15 protein-coding genes are annotated in these 17,721 nt (G+C 53.0%); 8 read left to right on the forward strand and 7 right to left on the reverse strand.

Annotated elements, in window-relative coordinates; genetic code table 11:
* Positions 1-64: 64 nt before the first annotated feature.
* The 5 genes from ACLI1M_RS10950 to ACLI1M_RS10970 all read right to left on the reverse strand — a co-directional run bounded on the left by ACLI1M_RS10950 (position 65) and on the right by ACLI1M_RS10970 (position 6,689).
* A complete protein-coding gene (locus ACLI1M_RS10950) occupies positions 65-1,777 on the reverse strand; it encodes an AMP-binding protein (RefSeq protein WP_411706572.1) in 1,713 nt (570 codons plus the stop codon).
* A 59-nt stretch (positions 1,778-1,836) separates the two neighbouring features.
* Positions 1,837-2,748 (reverse strand): cutinase family protein, encoded by a 912-nt coding sequence (locus tag ACLI1M_RS10955; RefSeq protein WP_248099981.1) that lies wholly within the window; start codon positions 2,746-2,748, stop codon positions 1,837-1,839.
* A 22-nt stretch (positions 2,749-2,770) separates the two neighbouring features.
* Positions 2,771-3,202, reverse strand: coding sequence for a hypothetical protein (locus ACLI1M_RS10960; RefSeq protein WP_239206628.1), 432 nt, complete (start codon positions 3,200-3,202; stop codon positions 2,771-2,773).
* A gap of 2 nt (positions 3,203-3,204) precedes the next feature.
* Positions 3,205-5,151, reverse strand: a complete 1,947-nt coding sequence (locus ACLI1M_RS10965) for an alpha/beta hydrolase-fold protein (protein ID WP_248099979.1) — start codon at positions 5,149-5,151, stop codon at positions 3,205-3,207.
* Positions 5,152-5,288: 137 nt separating this feature from the next.
* Positions 5,289-6,689 carry an NAD-dependent succinate-semialdehyde dehydrogenase gene (locus ACLI1M_RS10970; RefSeq protein ID WP_248099977.1) on the reverse strand — a complete coding sequence of 467 codons (1,401 nt, stop codon included), beginning with the start codon at positions 6,687-6,689 and terminating at the stop codon, positions 5,289-5,291.
* 343 nt (positions 6,690-7,032) lie between these two features.
* Between ACLI1M_RS10970 and ACLI1M_RS10975 the strand changes: the two genes are divergently transcribed.
* From ACLI1M_RS10975 to ACLI1M_RS11010, 8 genes are all read left to right on the forward strand, one after another.
* Positions 7,033-7,356, forward strand: coding sequence for a hypothetical protein (locus tag ACLI1M_RS10975; protein WP_411706573.1), 324 nt, complete (start codon positions 7,033-7,035; stop codon positions 7,354-7,356).
* 740 nt (positions 7,357-8,096) lie between these two features.
* The gene (locus tag ACLI1M_RS10980) at positions 8,097-8,678 is read left to right on the forward strand and encodes a hypothetical protein (RefSeq protein WP_411706574.1); all 582 of its coding nucleotides are present in this window, start codon (positions 8,097-8,099) and stop codon (positions 8,676-8,678) included.
* Positions 8,665-8,976 (forward strand): hypothetical protein, encoded by a 312-nt coding sequence (locus ACLI1M_RS10985; protein WP_411706575.1) that lies wholly within the window; start codon positions 8,665-8,667, stop codon positions 8,974-8,976. Before ACLI1M_RS10980 ends, ACLI1M_RS10985 begins: the two co-directional genes overlap by 14 nt.
* A 48-nt stretch (positions 8,977-9,024) precedes the next feature.
* Positions 9,025-9,303: a hypothetical protein gene (locus tag ACLI1M_RS10990; protein ID WP_411706576.1), complete on the forward strand. Its 279-nt coding sequence runs from the start codon at positions 9,025-9,027 to the stop codon at positions 9,301-9,303.
* Positions 9,299-9,823, forward strand: a complete 525-nt coding sequence (locus ACLI1M_RS10995) for a GDSL-type esterase/lipase family protein (protein ID WP_411706741.1) — start codon at positions 9,299-9,301, stop codon at positions 9,821-9,823. Before ACLI1M_RS10990 ends, ACLI1M_RS10995 begins: the two co-directional genes overlap by 5 nt.
* Positions 9,706-10,764 carry an SGNH/GDSL hydrolase family protein gene (locus ACLI1M_RS11000; protein WP_369075366.1) on the forward strand — a complete coding sequence of 353 codons (1,059 nt, stop codon included), beginning with the start codon at positions 9,706-9,708 and terminating at the stop codon, positions 10,762-10,764. The genes ACLI1M_RS10995 and ACLI1M_RS11000 overlap by 118 nt, the downstream gene beginning before the upstream one ends.
* A 1,120-nt stretch (positions 10,765-11,884) precedes the next feature.
* A complete protein-coding gene (locus ACLI1M_RS11005) occupies positions 11,885-12,145 on the forward strand; it encodes a hypothetical protein (protein WP_023020070.1) in 261 nt (86 codons plus the stop codon).
* Positions 12,146-12,152: 7 nt separating this feature from the next.
* Positions 12,153-12,308 carry an IS3 family transposase gene (locus ACLI1M_RS11010; protein ID WP_023020071.1) on the forward strand — a complete coding sequence of 52 codons (156 nt, stop codon included), beginning with the start codon at positions 12,153-12,155 and terminating at the stop codon, positions 12,306-12,308.
* A gap of 103 nt (positions 12,309-12,411) precedes the next feature.
* On the opposite strand, the gene ACLI1M_RS11015 is transcribed toward ACLI1M_RS11010, so the two are convergent.
* Together ACLI1M_RS11015 and ACLI1M_RS11020 are read right to left on the reverse strand one after the other, a co-directional pair.
* Complete coding sequence (locus ACLI1M_RS11015; RefSeq protein WP_248099973.1) at positions 12,412-14,097, reverse strand: AMP-binding protein; 1,686 nt, start codon at positions 14,095-14,097, stop codon at positions 12,412-12,414.
* 38 nt (positions 14,098-14,135) lie between these two features.
* Positions 14,136-17,405: a cytochrome P450 gene (locus ACLI1M_RS11020; RefSeq protein WP_248099971.1), complete on the reverse strand. Its 3,270-nt coding sequence runs from the start codon at positions 17,403-17,405 to the stop codon at positions 14,136-14,138.
* Positions 17,406-17,721 lie beyond the last annotated feature (316 nt).

A 17,721-nucleotide genomic window follows, 5' to 3' on the forward strand; every position in this document is an offset into this window, starting at 1 on the left:
TACGAGAAGTTATTAAATGGCAAGAGGATATATCGCTATATTTTGTCACTTTGTTAGCGATAAATCAGATCCCTACATAGTTCTTCTTAGCTACACGGCGCGCAATCTTGCCGGAAGAAGTACGGTTGATTTCCCCTGGGGCCTTCCACACGATGTCATCTGGCGTAATTCCATGATGCGAGGTGACGGCGGTGCGGATGACTGCGGACGCCTCTGCATCGCCGGCCGGCTGCGCATCATCGGCGCGCTCCACCAACAATACGAGAGATTCAGAATCCTTGCCTTCCACAGAGAAGGCGGCAACGGAGTCCGGTCGCACCTGCGTGGACGCTGCTTGTACGGTGCTTTCAATATCCTGCGGATAGTGATTGCGCCCAGCGATGACGATGAGGTCCTTCAGGCGGCCAGTGATATAAAGCTCACCATCCACGATGGCGGCTAGGTCACCGGTTGCCATCCAGTAATCGTCTTCTGACAGGCCGTCCTGCTGGCGCTCACCCAAGGTATTGCGGAAGGTCACGGCGGTTTCCTCAGGCCGATTGAGGTAGCCAGTAGCCATATTGGGACCATGCACCCAGATTTCACCGATTACGCCGTCCTTGACCTCAGCGCGCGTTTCCGGGTCCACGATGGCAAGGTGCTGATGCGGCACGCACTGCCCATTGGACACATAGGCCACAGTCGCGTCGGACTTATCCTCGATGATGGCGCGTCCCGCGGCCAGTTCGGCACGATTGAAGTGGGAGATGACTGGGCGCTTGTCGGTTTGCGGGGTAGATACAATAAGCGCCGCCTCTGCCAGACCATAGGACGGGCGCAGCACGGAACGATCCACGCTGAAGGCATTCAAGAAGGAATCCACGGCCGCCTCCGTTACCGGCTCTGAGCCGATAATGATGCCTGCTACGTGCGAGAAATCAGCATCCTTGGCATGGCGCGCGGCCAGTTCCAGCGCAAAGTTGGGGATAGCGGAGTACGTAGCTTGCTCGCCGGCGGTCAAACGCCGGATCCAGCGGTCTGGGTGTTGGATGAAATCGCGTGGGGTCATCATCTCGAAGTCCAAGCCCAAAATGGTAACGAATACGGCCAAAATGATGCCCATATCGTGGTGCATTGGCAGCCAGGAGACGATGCGAGCCGGCATCTGCAATTGCAGTGCTTGGAAGATCTGCGCAACATTGGTGATAATCGCTCGGTTGGTGAGCTCCACGCCGGCCGGGGTCCGAGTGGACCCAGACGTGTACTGCAGGAAAGCGGTGTCCTCCGCGCTTCCCTCCACGGGTGTCCAAGAACCAGCCAAGGAATCAGGAAGAGCGTCGAGGGAAATAATCCGCGGGCGCTCACGCTGGGCAGAGAAGTACTTACGCACAGCGGCGGCAGAAACACGATTCGTCACCACGATAGGCGGTTCGCAATCACCGAATACCGCCTCCAAGTGGTCCGCGTGGCCCGGTTCATTGGGGTCATAAAGCGGAATCGGCACCATACCCGCGTACAGTGCACCCAAGAAGCCAAAGACGTATTCCGGTGAATTACCAGCCAAGATGGCAACGCGGGTGCCCGGATCTGCTACCTGCTGCAGTCGCGCCGCCACCACCTTGATGCGTTTATTGACCTGCGCGCGGCTAAGCTCCCGGCAGGTTTCTTCCTCACCGTAGATCCACTGGCGCATAACCACACGGTCTGGGTCAGTCTCCGCCTGGTAGAGCCTTTCTGCCAGCTGGGCCAAACTGAACTCGGGCGCTAGGAATTGCCCCATCTGCGCTTTCAGATCCATGGAATCTCCTTAAGTGAATGGTTTCTTTAATAAAACTATCGGAGGGTGGGGAATTGCTGTTACGCGGCGTCGATAAGCTGTCGGGCCCAGCCCACTACCCACTGGTTAGCCGTCGTGCCATCAATGACACCACTATTAGAGGCGTACTGCGCATGGACGCCATTCGCGGCAATCAAACCCTGCGCGCGCTCCAGCGCATTAGACACGTTTGGCGGGGCATCACAGACTGAATCATTGGGCGCACAAATCTGGAAGGTCCGATCCGCCAAGCTACCGAACCCATTCGGGCGCGCACCACGCATGGACGCACCCGGAACGATGGGCTGAACTAAACCGGATACCGGCTGGAGGGCAATTTCCGCACCCACGCCGCCGACCTTGCGGCCTGGGTTTTGGCCAACGCCATTTTGGCGGCGACCATCTGCAATAAGGGCCACACCTGCAATGCTTTCCGCCGGCACTGCACCCTGGCCGCCACCGATCTCATCGGCAACGTCACCTGCAATGACCGCCCCCTGAGAAAAGCCACTCACAATGAATTTGGTTGCCGGGCAGCTCTCATGCACACTGCGCAGCTCATCATTCATCTTGGCGGTTCCCTCATTGCGGGAATCGTCGTAGCTCATTTCATGCTGTGCATTGATGTTTTTAAACTGCGCGGTATAAGGAAGGGTCCATACCTTCACGTCCTCCCCGTAGGCCTCCTGCAATGGCTTCGTAATAGACAGCATGAACGAGCGCGGATTGGCAGAAGGATTAAGGGGATCGTCGTCAGCCGCAGATTCCCACGTACCCGGGGCGGAAATGAACTCCACGCGCGGGCACCACTCGGGCTGCTGCGGCGGTGGCGCAGCCTGCTCCGTGGAATGCGGAGCTGGGGAGTCCGTGCCCTGGTTGAGGTAACGCGACGCGCCCACGCCGATAACAGCTAAAACGACGAGGACTGCGACAACGGTAATGGTTTTTCTCATGGATTAGTTGTACCAGGTGAACCTAGCAAATCCCTGTACGTGCGGAATCCGCAATCAGCTTAGAAAGCTCTTCAAAGCCCATCGTGGTGCGCTGTTGCTCAACAAGCTGGCCGGCGACCGCAGAGAGGGTGACATCATTCTCATCACAGGCTGCTTTGCCCGCGCCGAGGAGCTGATCTTCTACGCCATCGACGTTGACGCCGGCGTCTTTTAGCCTGCCTAGGTACTTGGCTTCCGATTCCGGCAGCTCGGCGGTGGGAATTTCAGAGATCTCACGCGCACCGCGGTCTTCCTGCGACTTAGAGGATGTCTCTTCCGCAGAGGTAGGGGCCTCCGACTCCCGCTCGAGGGGCGCGACCTCGGTCTCTTGCGAAGGTTCGCTATCCACCGTGGCAGAACCGCACCCCGCAAGGGTCAAGCACAGCGCCGCGCCCACTACTACTAGCTTGCGCATGACTACTTCTTCTCGGTCCGAACCTGGCCCAGAACCTCGCTGATCTTGCCGTGCTGGAATTCCTGGCTCAAGCCACCAGCGGCAATCTCGGAGTAGTCAGAGGTAGGCCAGCCGAACTCGCCCTGCTCCCAGCCAGCCTGGCCCCAGCGGTCCATAATCTTGCTCTTCAGAATGTAGTGCGCACCAGTCTTCGGGGACCAGTAGATGCTGCCCTTTTCAAAGGTCTGGAAGAAGCCGCCATTGACGGCGTTCTCTCCGGACGTCGGGAAGCCGAGCGCAGACTCCGCGCCGCCCATGTCCTTGTATTTGGCGCCGATAGCACCGTGTACTACCTGGTTGGAGCCATCCGGGTTACGGGTAAGGATTCCGTCCTGGAATTCCTGCATGTAGCCCTCACCGACCTTCTTTACCGAGCCGGTCGGGTACTTCAGGTCGCCCTTTTCGTAGCCATTCTTGCCCCAAGCCTGGAACATATCGCCGGTAATCTCCCAAGCGCCAGTCTCCGCGGACCAGTAGATGGAGCCGTGCTCAAAGTGCACGAAGCGGCCCTTGCCATCTGGCGTCTTGGACTCGCCGGTCTTCGGGAAGCCAAGCCAGGAGGTTGGTCCGCCGATTTCGGCGTAGCGAGCACCAATGCGGCCGAAGAGGGCATGCGCACCGGTGTCTGGGGACCAGTAAGCGGTGCCAGACTCGAAGTCCTGGGCCTTGCCCTTCTTAGCGACGTCGTACTCATTATTCAAGCAAGAGCCAATAACGCCGCTCTTGGTCTCCTTAGCGATGGCTCCGATTGCCTCACAGTCCGCACCGCGGTCGGCCTTGTCCATCTGCAATGCATCTGCGATGTATGGCCATGCCTGCTGCATCTCAAACTGCCAGTATTCCCAGCTGTGCACGCCGGATGGGCGGAACTTAACCACAGGGTCAATCTTGGCGCGCTTCGCATAATCAACATAGGTCTGGGTGGACATACGGGAGATGACCTCCAAGCCCATGCCAGCGAGGTTTGCCTGGCCCTTAGCCACGGAGTTGGCGTTGCCAAAGTCATCCTTGCCCGAACCTGCGGAGACATATACCTTCATGTCCTTCAGGTTTTCAATGCCCAGCTTTGGATCATGGTCGATCCAGTTTTGGGAGCCCGGCTGGCCCCACATCTTGCGGGAATCATAACCGCCGGCATCGCGCTGCGAAGCCATGATGGCTTCCGGCATGCCACGCGTAGTGGTATCGAGGTAGCCGGAGAAAGAACCCACGAAGCTAAACAGGTGCGGGTTGCGCTCAGCCAGGTTCATCGCGGCAGTACCGCCCATGGACAGGCCGGTTACCGCGCGCTTGTGGTTGGAGCGGTACTCATTGTCCAGGATCGGGATCAATTCCTTGGTCAGGAAGGTCTCCCACATATAGTGCTTACCGCGGTCTGCTTGCTCCCAGTCCGAGTAGAAGGAAGACTCGCCGCCTACCGGCATGATCAGGTTGACGTTGCGGTCGGCGTACTGGTTCAAAATATTGGTTTCAATGGTCCAGCCGGACTCATCGTCACGTGCACGCAGGCCATCCAGTGCCCATACCTCTGGGAACTTCTTTTCTGGGTGGGAGTACCAGTCACGGGCGAGCTGGATTTGCACCTTCTGCTCTTTGTCCGGCATCGCCGCAGACTTGATGTAGACCATCAAGTGGCGGTTGGTTAGGTACTCCACGCGGTTGATCTTCACGCCCTCCGGCAGGCCCTTAACATCCGGGTATTCGGTGTTCAGCGGGGTGCGGGCGGGTGGATCCTTCGGTGCGAAATGATCGGACAGGCTGGAATCGCCGCCGATTGCGGAAGAGAGATCGCCTACAGAAGATTGTGCGGTGGCGTTTGGCAGCAGGGCCAAACCCACGGCGATGGCGGTAGGTACTGCGGCCACAGCAAGGCCCTTGCGAGCCTTGCTCGGGGAAGTGCTTTTGCGCATAGGTAAACGTCCTTGAAGATTTGCCGCGGTACCTTTCCGAGGGTTCCCCTCCCCCGGACCGATGCCTACGGCGTGAGCTGTCTATCGTGTACTCAAGTTTAAGTTGAACTTGAGACTTACGCTAGACAGACACGCCGCTACATTGCCGGGGAATTACCCGGATTATCCTGTCCGCTCACGCGGTACAGGTGCTCGTTGACGAACTCGCCTACGCCCCAGCGCGCCAACTCGCGGCCATAGCCGGAGCGATTCACGCCGCCGAATGGCAGGCCTGCTGCGGTTACCGACGCCTCGTTAACAAACGTCATGCCATCGTTGAGCTGGTTGGCTACTTCAAACGCAGCATCCAAGTCAGTGCCCCACACGGAGCTAGACAGACCGTACTCAGAGTTATTGGCAATCTCGATGGCCTCTTCGACGTCCTTGGCCTTGTACACAATCGCCACTGGGCCGAAGATCTCGTTGCAGCCTACGTCGGCGGATGGGTCGACGTCGGTAAGCAGGGTAGGCTCCATGTAGGCGCCCTCGCGATCGATCTTCTTGCCGCCTACGCGAATCTTGGCGTCGCCGTTGGCCGCGGCCTTTTCGAGGCGCTCCACAATCTCATCGCGGGCGCCGATGGAAGACAGCGGACCGATATCGGCATTCTCCTCATCATAAGTACCGACCTTCATGTCCCCGATCTTCTTTTCCAGGTACTCCACAGTGCGGTCATAGAAGTCCTCTAGAACGATAAGGCGCTTCGGCGCATTGCAGGCCTGGCCGGTGTTATACATGCGAATCAGGTTGTACTGATCCAATACCCACTCCAGATTCTCATCATCGATAACCAGGAATGGGTCATTGCCACCCAGCTCCAGCACGGACTTCTTGTAATTTTCACCAGCGGTCTTAGCAACGGCAGAGCCTGCGCCCTCGGAGCCGGTCAAAGAAACGCCCTTGATGCGCTTATCCGCTACAAAAGCATCCATCTGGGAACCGGAAGCATAAATGTTGATATACGCATCCTTCGGCAGACCAGCTTCTTCCAAGATGTCCTGACATGCCTGGGAAGACAGCGGACAGATGGAAGCGTGCTTGAGCACGATGGTGTTACCCAGCAGCAGGTTAGGAGCTGCGAAGCGGGCTACCTGGTAGTACGGGAAGTTCCACGGCATAATGCCCAACAATGGGCCAATCGGCTCCTTGCGTACCACGGTCTTGTGCGCGTTCTGAGCCGGCAGGTACTCATCTGCGAGCAGCTCGTGCGCATGCTCGGCATAGTAGCGATAGATATCGGCAACAATCTGCACTTCAGCCTTTGCCCAACGGGTCAGCTTGCCCATTTCACGACCGATGTGGTCTGCCAACTCATCGATGCGCTCTTCATAAAGGTCTGCAGCGCGGGACAAAACCGCGGTACGCTCCTCGATGCGAGTACTACGCCATGCATCGTAGGCCGCGGTGGAACGGTCTAGGATGTCATCGCGCTGCGAATCATCGATGCGTTCAAACTTGTCTTCACTCTTGCCTGTGCTTGGATTCTCAATAGCGAACATGGGCCCCTGTATAGTCGCGGATCACAACCCACGCAAGCTTATGGAGCGACGAAATCGGCTCTAGATTGGGCTAGTTACGCAGGATTTACAACTCCCCGAAACCCCAGTAAACGAATAATTTAAGGATCGTTTATTTAATGATTGTTGAATGTCAAGCTACAAGTCAATGCCCTCATCCAGATCCAACACCTATGTCCGGCTTAAATGCCACTAAGAAACAGCCCACGTAGCTTCTCGGAACCTGTACTGACGCAAATAACATTTGAGACGTAGCTGTTGCACCCCTTTTGTGACACCTGTGAACGTACCACCCAGTACTATCCCCACGATTGAAGGAATGGCTATGGCCGTACTGCTTCAAATCAACGAAATCGTTTCTGGCCCCATTAAAGACCTTCTAGTTCACATTTCTGGAGGAAACTTCCCAGAAATTAAGCTCCCGAACATATCTTTGCCGGAAGTAAACCTCCCGGAGCTTCCACCAATGTCGTCTCCGACTTACCCAGAAGAGGTTAACCTTGAGGTTGGCGGTTCCTCTTTCGGCGACTTGGGTTCCTCGAATTTCCTCAACGAGACTGGCTCTTCCGAGCTACTGAACGACTTTCAGTCTTCCGAACTGGCTCTCAGCGCACTAGGCAGTGTTTTGGGCGGTTACCCCCCCATTTAACACTCGGCACCCTACTACATGCTAGTGATATTGAAAGCTCCTGCAGCACGGCACTAGTTTAGGCATGCGCCTCCCACCCGCAATCTTTTATCATCTAGTTTTAGGGAAAGCGTCCTCTTGATTGGCGTGCTACAGGTTGGGCGCCTATTGCTAGGCCATAGGTTCTTTCAGATCTTATGAAAAGCGAAGCAATCGGTTAGTACAGCATGGACGTAGAAGATTGTCGACTTTAACCAGTTTTCTTTTCCAAAACTCTACTTCATGTCGAACTGGATCAAGTCGTTAGACAATCGCGTTTTCGAGGGGAGGCACCATTCGGACAGTCTTCCCTGTCGATCTCCTCCCCAATGCGATGCGTTTGAGCCGCTCTTTAATTCCCCCTCCTCTGACTGGCTGTCAGTGGCCGTACGGCCATCGTTTCGGACGACGGTTGCAAGTCAGCGGAAAACCGGTTTTCTATACGCGACGTTGCAGTATTTCATAGCGTTCGCGCACTCCCGCTGCACCTATTCCCTCTGCTAGTTAAATATACACCGGTGCATCAGCGCCTATTCACGCGTTACTGTTTCAAAACACTTAGGCTGGGAAACTCGCACTTGTCACAAACGGAAAAATGATACTTTCACAGACTCGGATTCAAGAGCCTCTAAGCTCACACGGCTACCAATTTTCACCCCCATAACAGGAATTACCGCCCCTCAGAATTGGATTTTCCCTGTATAAGCACTACGTTTGTCAGGGTGATGAGCAAACCTCACACACTCCTATTGTTCCCGATCCCTAAGACCATGAAAAATATAAAAAACAGGATAACTGCCGGCTTCATCGCCCTCACCGTGAGTTTCTCCCTCGCCCAAACTGCCAACGCAAGCCAAGGGCAGGAAATGGTAACCTTCGGTGATTCTATTACCGCCAACGGCGGAGCACCTGGTAGCCGCGCATCTACAAGCCCCTACAAGCCCTACATCCAAATCCACCCCTGTTTTAATGACAAACGGAACTGGGCACATCAAACCGCCGATAACTTCCACTACACCCTCGCAGATTACTCCTGCAACGGAACCAGCTACTGGGTGGACGCCTATGTAAATGACGCGATTCGTACCGGTAATATCGGACCCAACACTAAAGAAGTCGTCTTCATGTACGGAGGACTTCAGCCAGACACTCATATAGATGCCCTAGCCAACTCCACCCTCCCAAACATTCCTAAAGGATCCAACTATCGAGCGCTACTCAGCTCAGAGTTCGACAAAATCCGCCGAGTTGCCCCCCAAAGCGCGGATCACTATGGTCAACTACCTGCCAATGACTGTAAATGACACGCTGTGTGCGATTAACGATGGCATCAGAGTTGTGCCTATCTCCTTCCCAGGTGCTACTAATGCGGAAGCCGAATTCAACCGTGAAATCGGACGCGCAGCACAAGCTTTAGGAGCCAACTTCATCAACCTCTATGACCAGGCCAAGACCCACGACACTTGCCAACCTGACGCCACTCAGCGTTGGACTGTAGCGCTGAAAACTCAAGCAGCACCTTCCGTCATGCCTATGCACCCGACAGATATCGGACACGACGGAATGGCCAGAATCATCACCAGCGAACTTCAAAAGCGTTAACCAGACGACAATCCCAGGAAGAACCTAAGAATGCGACTCCACACTAAAATGGTTGCAACTTCCATCGCAGCCGCAGCTCTCATGGCCGGAAATATCACTGCAACAGCCGCAGTACCAGGCAACACTGTCCTCACCGGAGACAGCGTGGTAGCAAACCCAACGCTCACCGATTTCTTGCAAAATAAAGCCAAAGTCAAGACAAATACTGGAGTAGGCTGCGTCACCGACGGCTCCATTGCCAATGAAATAGCCATCGCTTCTGGGGGCGCCCACGTCGATCAACCAATGCGCAGGCGCCTCTTTCGCAACTGGCGGTATACACATTGAAGACGCACTTCGAACTGCAGCACAACGCGGCGATCTCAACCCACAGACCAAAAACGTAGTCATTGTCGCAGGCGCCAACGATACATACCCATACGGGTCTGATGTTGCTGCTTCGGAACGCGCAATCCGAAGCGGTCTGCGTAACGCCATTAGCGTAGCACATCACCATTCACCAAATGCTAAAGTCATTGTTGTCGGCTACCCACATGTATCTTTCAATAACATGTCCTGCTACAACAGTGGCTTGGGGTCATCAAACCCACTACCCATCCCAGCCGGTAGTACCGCTGGCACCGAACAGCGCCTCCAAAACACACTCCGTGAAGTCACGCAACAAAACAACGCTACCTTCCTCGACGCATGGCCGATGTCCCAAGGACACGACGCCTGCTCCCCAGACCGATGGTGGGTAAATCTCGTCGACATCATGCCACCAGCACCAGGAAACCTGCCTTTCCACCTCAATGCCCACGGCACACACGAATATGGCCGTTTCATTGGGCGAAACATTGCAAAATAGCCCCATGCCGCCAGTTCCGAGTAAACAATCAAAGGCCTAGGCTTTTCTTCCCTAGTACATTGGATAGACTCTTGCACGCCCAAAAAATCACTGCCGCACTTTTTACCGCAATACTTACAACCACGGCCCTAGCACCCTCCGCTCAAGCCCTCCGACCAGGAGACAAATACGTAGCACTCGGGGACTCCTACGCCTCCACGGGCACAATCACACGGCCTGCTCCGGGGAGCACCCCGGCCTGCGTCAGAGACCGAGACAACTACCCCCACCGACTAGCTGAGCTCCTCAACCTCCAGCTCGACGATGCCACCTGCGCTTGGGCGTTTACCTACCAATATGACAACCCTCAACATCACGCTCTGCCTCTCACCGCTCCAAGTCCTCAGAAGCAACATCTCACCCCCGACACAAAAATAGTCACCATTAGTCTCGGGGGAAACGACGCAGGCCTAGCCGCCCTTTTTGCTAGTTGCGCACCCCACGTTCAAATTCCCGGACTACCCGAGTGCGCGCCCCTCGCCGAGCCTGTAACAGATGGAAGTATCTACAACCCCGATTTCACTGGCAGGAATCTTAAACAGCGACTGATCGATATAGCCAACGATGTAAAGAGACGCGCACCGGCAGCCCAAATATTCTTCACAGGTTACTACACAGCCGCGACCCCAGAGCACACGTGCCCAGAAAGTGGCTTTCTCTCCCTAAGCGATCGACGATACATTGAAAGCTTTCTCACTAAGGTGAACTATACGCTTAAACAAGCAGCTTTGGAGTCACACACGACTTACATCAGCCCCCCAAATGACGATGAAGGTTGGTGCAAACCGCCGCATCAACGAAACTCCAACTTCCACGGGCTTCCCGAGGGCAATCTAATCGCTCATCCCACCGCATTAGGCCAACAACACATGGCACAAGAAATCGCCCGCAAGGTTCGCTAACCTCCTGCCCGAGCGGAGCAGTTGAAAATTTCAGTGGCTTCTGGCCCAGGTAGTCGAGCAATTCGGGCTTTAGGTAGTTCGGAGGCTCGTGATTTCCTCAGATTGTAAACACCGAGCGCGGTTATCTGGTCGTTCATGCGTCTGCCGGAGACCTTTGTGCGGTGGCTGTTTACAAAACGCGTTAATGCGGCCGCGGCATTCGTGTAGCTAGGCGAGAAAGGATTTTACGGTGCCTACTTCACGAAGTCTACGCCAATCAACCAACTCGGGTCTCAGAGGTCCTCCTCTAGCGATGGACAGCCAAGTTAGCGAGACCTGGATATTGACAAGCACGCCAAACTTGACGTACCCCGTAAAGAAGTAGCTAAGCTAAACATGAAAAGGGAGTTCTTCTCAAAATCGGCAGCCTTCTTCGTCACAAAGCAAAGAAGATAGAACGTTTGGGGATGCGGGCATTTCAGGGCTTTTCAGAGTAGCAGCTTGCATCGGCGTTGATTGATGCTTAGCCCCAAGCATTCCAGGCTTTCTCATATAGTGATATGAGTACGGGGTCAAAAATACCCCTTTAAGCAATGAATTGTTCAATTTAACAACCAGTGGATAGCAGTCGAAAGAGAAATCCACCGAATCCCTCGTCAAGCAACGGTCCCCACTCAGTTATGTTGAAGAAGTGTAGTTTAGTCGCTCTGGTTAATCTTGGCGGCATCTCGAAAAATTTGAGCAACTTGCTAGATTGCTCGTAGTTTTAGCTGGTTGTAGAGTGACCCCACTATATAATTTTCCACCACCCGGGCATTCAGAAGTATTCCCAACTGAAGCCCCCAGCCTTTCCGTATTGTACTGCTCCCCATTACTTCGCCTGAGAAATCAATTACCTACTCTAGTGGGGAGCAGTTGTATTCGCGCACGTAGTTCGTTGTCAGTGGCGCAGCGGGAGAATTGGCGGCCCGAGTTATGGTTACTAGGCTGCAGCTCAACATGTTGGTGTTCGCGTTGATCCAGTCCTTGTTTTGTTTGGTCGAGTCTTGCTCCATGGCAAGCTATGTCTTGTGAAAGGCCTTCAAAGCGTGAGGTTGCCGAGTTTAGGGTTGCAGGCCGCAAAGTGTATTTGTCACCGGTAATGGATCTCTTCGACCGCTGTATTGTCGCTCACACCGTGTCGCCATCACCGTCGATAGAGTTTATCGCCAAATTCATTGACAAAAGCGATTGCGGCTTGTGCGCCGAAGCCTGGGTGGGTGATGCACACCTATACCAAGGCTTCCAATACCAGCAGTCGACCTGGCGTACTTTGATTCACGACAACGGCGGTGTTCAGTCAGTGTCGCGTAAAGCCAACTGTGACGACAACGCAGTAATGGTCAACCTTTCGGACACTTAAAACCGAGATGTACCACGGAGAAGATTTTAGCAACGTCGAGGAACTCACCCATGCTATCGAAGATTACATCCAGTGGTACAAAACCGAACCCATCCAACCACGACTAAAGGGCCTGACCCCGATGCACTATCGGAATCAAGCCCTTGAACGTCTAACCACCTAGAATTAAACCAGCCCAACTTTTGGGGACCAGTTCATATCAGAAGGCAAGCAGAGGGGAGAATAGGCTTAGAAAAATCTCATCCTACACAGACGAATTGAACTCTCTAGGCTGTCGACTTGCCAGGAAGCTCAGGGCGTATAACCTTACCCATTGGGTTGCGAGGAAGATCAGTAACGAAAAACACGTCGCGAGGAGTGTGCGCGTCGGACAAGCCCTCGCGGACTAGCCGGCGAACTTCATCTTCTGTAAGCTCCTCCGAACTCACGCCGTCTTCCCGAATGATGTAGGCACGGAGAGCCTGGCCAAAGTCAGGATCTTGAACGCCGTGTACATGTACCTCTGCGACACGACTGTCTCGGATCAGTAAGTCCTCTAGCTCAGAAGGGAAAATCTTCTCACCATACTGCGTAATTACTAGGTCGTCCGCACGCCCGCCCACGTATAGCTTATTTCCCTTCTTATAGCCGCGATCACCCATACGCAGTAGCCCATTTTGAGTTTTAATATCAATTGATGGATCGGTATATCCGGCAAACATGTCGTAGGCACCGGCGAAAATCTCCCCTACTTCGCCGTCGGGAACCACTTGACCGTCATCGTTTCGTATCTCAATCATTGAGCCTGGGTGAATAGTACCAGTCAACGTTGGGTCTGCCGCCAAGTCTTCGGCTGCCGAAATCGCAAGACCAGAAGTTTCAGTGGAACCGTAGCAATTGTGGAAAATGGGGCCGAACTTTTGATTTACCTTTTGCACCTCGTAAGGGGTGAGGGGGCTACCCGAGGACGTTACAAACTCAAGGCCAGGCACGCGGTCAATACCGTTCTTATCCAAATAACCTATCATCCCGCGAAGCCGAGAGGCGGAGCTGATCCACGCATCCACACCATACCGTTCCACTTGTTCAAGTGCTTTCGCTGAATCGAAATTGCGTTGAGTAATTATCGTCGAACCGGTAAATAAGCACAACAGCATATTACCCCAGCCGTAGAAGTGAAATAGTACGCCTGTAAGAAGGACAGACATATCTCGGCGCCATGGGATAGCGTCCAAAACCGGTCCAATACCCTGAGGCGACTTAAGCTGACGGCGTACAACTCCCTTCGGCATTCCTGTGGTACCCGAGGTCATCACGACATGCTGAGACTTCGTAGGCTTTTTGGGCAGGAGGCTCAAATTAGGACTGCCGGCTTCTATGATTCCCTCCATAGTAAGGACATCCTCAGGGAGGGAGGAGCTATCCTCCACGTGACCAATAATGATCTGACACGTCTTCTTAGTAGTCTCCGTAAGCCTTTCGTAGAAACATTGGTCCACGATGAGGGTTTTAACTTCATGGAACTCAAGCACGCGCTCGATCTGGGGGCCAGAGCTGTTGGCGTTAATCATGAAAATATGGTAGCCAGCCATCTGACGTGCGCAAAGCGGAAATATTGCAGCACGCCCGTTTAGTGCCATGACGGCTACATTGCTTCCGTCCTCCACACCGTTTTTGAGAAGTCCGGTTGCTAGTCGAGTCACTTGCTCGAAGCACTCACCAAACGTTAGCTCGCCGTCATCATCAACTAGGCCCAGACGTTCAGGGTGACGGCGTGCGGTATTCGCCAATGCGCCACTTTCCAACGTCCCAAACCTTCGAATAGTCTCAAAGTCGGACCTTACCTCCCGCGCCGAACCGAACTCAAAGATGTTGTTTTTCCGAATGACGTTAAGAAAGTAAAGGAACTGACGAACAACTTCCTTCCTAGGAACACCATGCTGAGTGTTAGGTTGCAGTGTGTATTTTGACATTGTTTTCCTTTCACGGCTTAAATTACCTAGTTGCAATTTTATGAAAATGCATCAGTGACATAGGTAAACGATTCTCGTTCCATCTTTCCAACTGCAGCGGCGGCAGCGCTTTCATCTAGGTTGAGATGTTCCCCAACAATCGTTCGCATGACTTCACGCACCGAGGGCGCAACCTTGGTCGCATCTCCGCAAACTAGGACCCTCGCGCCCCTGGAAATATAGTCCATTACCTCGTGACGATTCTCGTATACTTTGTCTTGGACGTACTTCACCTCATTTTGGGAAGAATTCATTTCTGGATGCCTAGAAAAGGCTGTCCTAACGTCGACTAGACCGTCTTTCTCCCAGACTTCCAATTCTTCCCGATACAAGTAATCCGAATCTGGTCCGTGGCATCCGAAAAAGAGTAGTACAGGTTCCACAGCACGCCTACTATTCCGTGATTGAATCGCGCGTTCCTCGATAAACGCCCTTAAAGGTGCGATCCCTGTACCCGCACCAATCATCACCACTGGTTTGTCCACGTCATCGGCGCGGAAATGGGGGTTTCCACCAACAACGGAAACGCAAACCTTTGCCCCTGGTTTTAGTCCAGCTAGATAGTTAGAGGCAACACCGGAAAAAACTCCACTTCCAGACCAAGCTGGAGACTCTAGCCTAGAGAAGGTAAGGGACACCCGATTCGTAGACGCCAAAGAGGAGGAGGAAATAGAGTAGCGGCGGGGCTTCAGTGGCTCAAGGAGGGACAAATACTCTTCAAAGCTCAAATCAATTGATGAATACTTCTCGAGGAGGTCTATCAATGAGGTCCTATTCCTCAACAACTGAGCATAAGTGGCCGGCTCAAGGAGCATTTCCAATTCCTTCTTTTCCGGGGGGCACACACAGTTGCGTTGTAGGATGCCGATGTGCTGTTTACTAACTGGAGTTGCAAGCTCAACGTAGTTAGTAAGCAGTTCAGTAAGAGTCATCACTTGGCCGACTGGAAGAATCGTAGATTTGCCGTTCAGCTTTATGCGGGCTTCGCTTGAAAGCCTAAATCGATCCAAAACGCGATTTACTGAAACTTCTGGATTTCGCGGTAGTACTTCAAGATAGTCACCTGTAGAATAATTAACTTCTTGAGGTAGCTCTATATCCACCCGGTACTTATCATTGATCGGTCCATCTGCGGCGGTTGAAAGCCTGACAACTCTTTGAACTTCGGCCTCAAAAAACTCGCTCTCCGAATCGGTCGACAGGGCATCTGCTCGACCTTCGCTCATGTACTGGATCTGAACTGAATTCGCTTCGTCTTGGCGGTTAATTTCTACCGAAAGATGATCTCCAATAGCCTGCCAAAGCTGCTTTTCCCAGTCCGCGAAATCCGAGAGGTAGTCTCCGCGAACATCTACAGCTCCTCTATCGACGAGCCGGTTAGCCCCCGCCGCTTCCATAGCCTGATCGATGACTGACGGCACGCGTTGGAACGTTTCCGCCCATTCGGAATTACCACTACCAACTACGGCAAAGCTTACTTCACCTAAGTCAGGACAGTCCCCAGTGGTCAGCCACTTGAAAAAAGACTTCGCATTCTCCGGCGGCAATCCCTCATAAGAGCTGGTAGCAATTATTACTACGTCTCCAGAGTGCAGGTCATCAACTGCATCATCGAGGTCAGCCACCTCCGTTTCAAAACCTTGCGAATTAGCGAACGCTTCCAGTTTTTTCGCATGATTCCGAGAAGTCCCAGCATTGGATCCGACGAATAGCCGCAGCTTATGCCCGTTTGGCTCGGCAACCGCAACCTTGTCAAACTTTTCCTCGCCGGAAATCGACCCACCTGCTTCGGTCTCAGACTCCCCGCCTCGACCCCGGTACGGGAACTTTTCTCGCGGAGCGATGTTGATCAATAGGTCTTTCGGTTTCGAAGTGAGTCCATCCAACATGGTCAGTTCGTATGAAGGATCAGCGAATTCAAGATCGAAGTGTTGGATAATTAAAGCAAGAACCATTGTCGCTTCCTGCATGGCGAATGCACGGCCTAAACAGGATCGCTCGCCGTTGCCAAACGGCTTCCAAGCGTTGTGGGGAATTTTCTTTGCACTCTCAAATTCAAACCTCTCCGGTCTAAATTCCTCAGGGCTATCCCACACAGCCGGATCACGATGCATGTGTCCCAAAAGGACAAGAAGAGTGTCGCCTGGATTAACAGTTACAGGTTCGCCAGCCGTTCCTCCATTTTCGCCGATTGTGGTGGTTTTATAAGGTGTCACAGCATATGCTGGTGCCGTCGGATATAGTCGCAGGCCTTCACGTAAGATCTGGTCTATGTATCCCAGATTTTTAAGATCTTCATACTTAGGAAAGCGACCATTCAAAACCTTGTCTGTTAATTTTCGAGCCTTCTTAAGGACTTCCGGATTCTTGATTAACTCATACACCACAAAACTTAAAAGTCCTGAGGTAGTCTCGTGGCCTGCAATCAGAAAAGTAATGAGCTGGTAACGGAGATTCTCATCGCTTAGCTTTTCACCGGTCGACGGATCTTCAGCGTTCATCATCACGTCGAGAACATCTTCATCACCCTCAGCGCTGGGATTCCGACGCCGTTCTGAAATCAGCTCATCCACCGTATTTTCCATGGTTTTAATGTCCCCTTGGAACCGGTGTTGACCAATAAAGTCAAGCTTTTTTTGAATTTCAAGTGCGTGCGCTTTTCGGCCTGCATGATGTAGGCCTCTTGCCATTGCATTGACAAACGGGTGGAAACCTTCGGTGTAAAACGAGTTAAACCGATAGCTGAACGAGCATAGTGCGATTGTATCGAGAGTCAAACGAGTGAAATCATTAGCAACGTCAACTGCCGCTCCTGAAGAATTTCTGGACCACTTAAGCATTAACTGGTCCGCAATGTCCGTCATTTGACCATACATACTTCGCAACGCTAACGGGTTGAAGGCTGGCATGAGAATACGGTGGGCCTTGCCCCACTCCGGATCATCAAATTCAGAAGTAAACAGTCCATTCCCCGCAAAATTACGCACTACTTGCAGAGCAGGGTGGACTAATTTATGGAATCGGGATTCATCCGATAGTTCATCCACCAGTGCGAAGGAGCTCACTACATAGAAAGGCTCTGTCCCAGGGATTACCTGTCGATAAAATCGCCCATGTTCTTTAGCAAGCTTAGTTGCGGATTGTACAATGTTATTAGGGTCAACCGAATATGCAGTTCCGACAAACGGGTAAACCTTGGGTCCCGGCAATTCCGCCAAACAAGTTGAGTTATTGTCATTTTTCGAGGCGTTGGTGATAGTGCCAGCCATCTAGATTAGCTCCTTCTTTGAATTCACATCTCAGTAATACGTCTCGGATTGAAGTCTTTTTAGGACTTACAGCTAGGAATTTGTACAGCTACGTTAAATGGCTCTTGAAGGCGTACTTCTAGAATAATTGAAATACTTGTTGAATGCTCGGCCATGCATTCAAGGTTCTGTCCAAGAAGTTGTCTAAACGCAATGTACCGGTTAGATGAACCAGCGGCGTCGTGAGCGGATAGTTCTGGACCAGTGTGAATACAAACTCAGGAGTCATAATGTCGTTTTTTCTGTGTCAATGACGAAATTGTCGTCTCTTCTAGTA

The organism is Corynebacterium sp. LaCa54, from assembly GCF_046717495.1.
GTDB classification, from domain to species: Bacteria; Actinomycetota; Actinomycetes; order Mycobacteriales; family Mycobacteriaceae; genus Corynebacterium; species Corynebacterium kefirresidentii.

Coding starts and splice junctions, on each gene's coding strand:
- ACLI1M_RS10950 (WP_411706572.1), bottom strand. CDS start 1,777: ATGGATCTGAAAGCGCAGATGGGGCAATTCCTAGCGCCCGAGTTCAGT.
- ACLI1M_RS10955 (WP_248099981.1), bottom strand. CDS start 2,748: ATGAGAAAAACCATTACCGTTGTCGCAGTCCTCGTCGTTTTAGCTGTT.
- ACLI1M_RS10960 (WP_239206628.1), bottom strand. CDS start 3,202: ATGCGCAAGCTAGTAGTAGTGGGCGCGGCGCTGTGCTTGACCCTTGCG.
- ACLI1M_RS10965 (WP_248099979.1), bottom strand. CDS start 5,151: ATGCGCAAAAGCACTTCCCCGAGCAAGGCTCGCAAGGGCCTTGCTGTG.
- ACLI1M_RS10970 (WP_248099977.1), bottom strand. CDS start 6,689: ATGTTCGCTATTGAGAATCCAAGCACAGGCAAGAGTGAAGACAAGTTT.
- ACLI1M_RS10975 (WP_411706573.1), top strand. CDS start 7,033: ATGGCCGTACTGCTTCAAATCAACGAAATCGTTTCTGGCCCCATTAAA.
- ACLI1M_RS10985 (WP_411706575.1), top strand. CDS start 8,665: ATGACTGTAAATGACACGCTGTGTGCGATTAACGATGGCATCAGAGTT.
- ACLI1M_RS10990 (WP_411706576.1), top strand. CDS start 9,025: ATGGTTGCAACTTCCATCGCAGCCGCAGCTCTCATGGCCGGAAATATC.
- ACLI1M_RS11000 (WP_369075366.1), top strand. CDS start 9,706: ATGGTGGGTAAATCTCGTCGACATCATGCCACCAGCACCAGGAAACCT.
- ACLI1M_RS11005 (WP_023020070.1), top strand. CDS start 11,885: ATGGATCTCTTCGACCGCTGTATTGTCGCTCACACCGTGTCGCCATCA.
- ACLI1M_RS11010 (WP_023020071.1), top strand. CDS start 12,153: ATGTACCACGGAGAAGATTTTAGCAACGTCGAGGAACTCACCCATGCT.
- ACLI1M_RS11015 (WP_248099973.1), bottom strand. CDS start 14,097: ATGTCAAAATACACACTGCAACCTAACACTCAGCATGGTGTTCCTAGG.
- ACLI1M_RS11020 (WP_248099971.1), bottom strand. CDS start 17,405: ATGGCTGGCACTATCACCAACGCCTCGAAAAATGACAATAACTCAACT.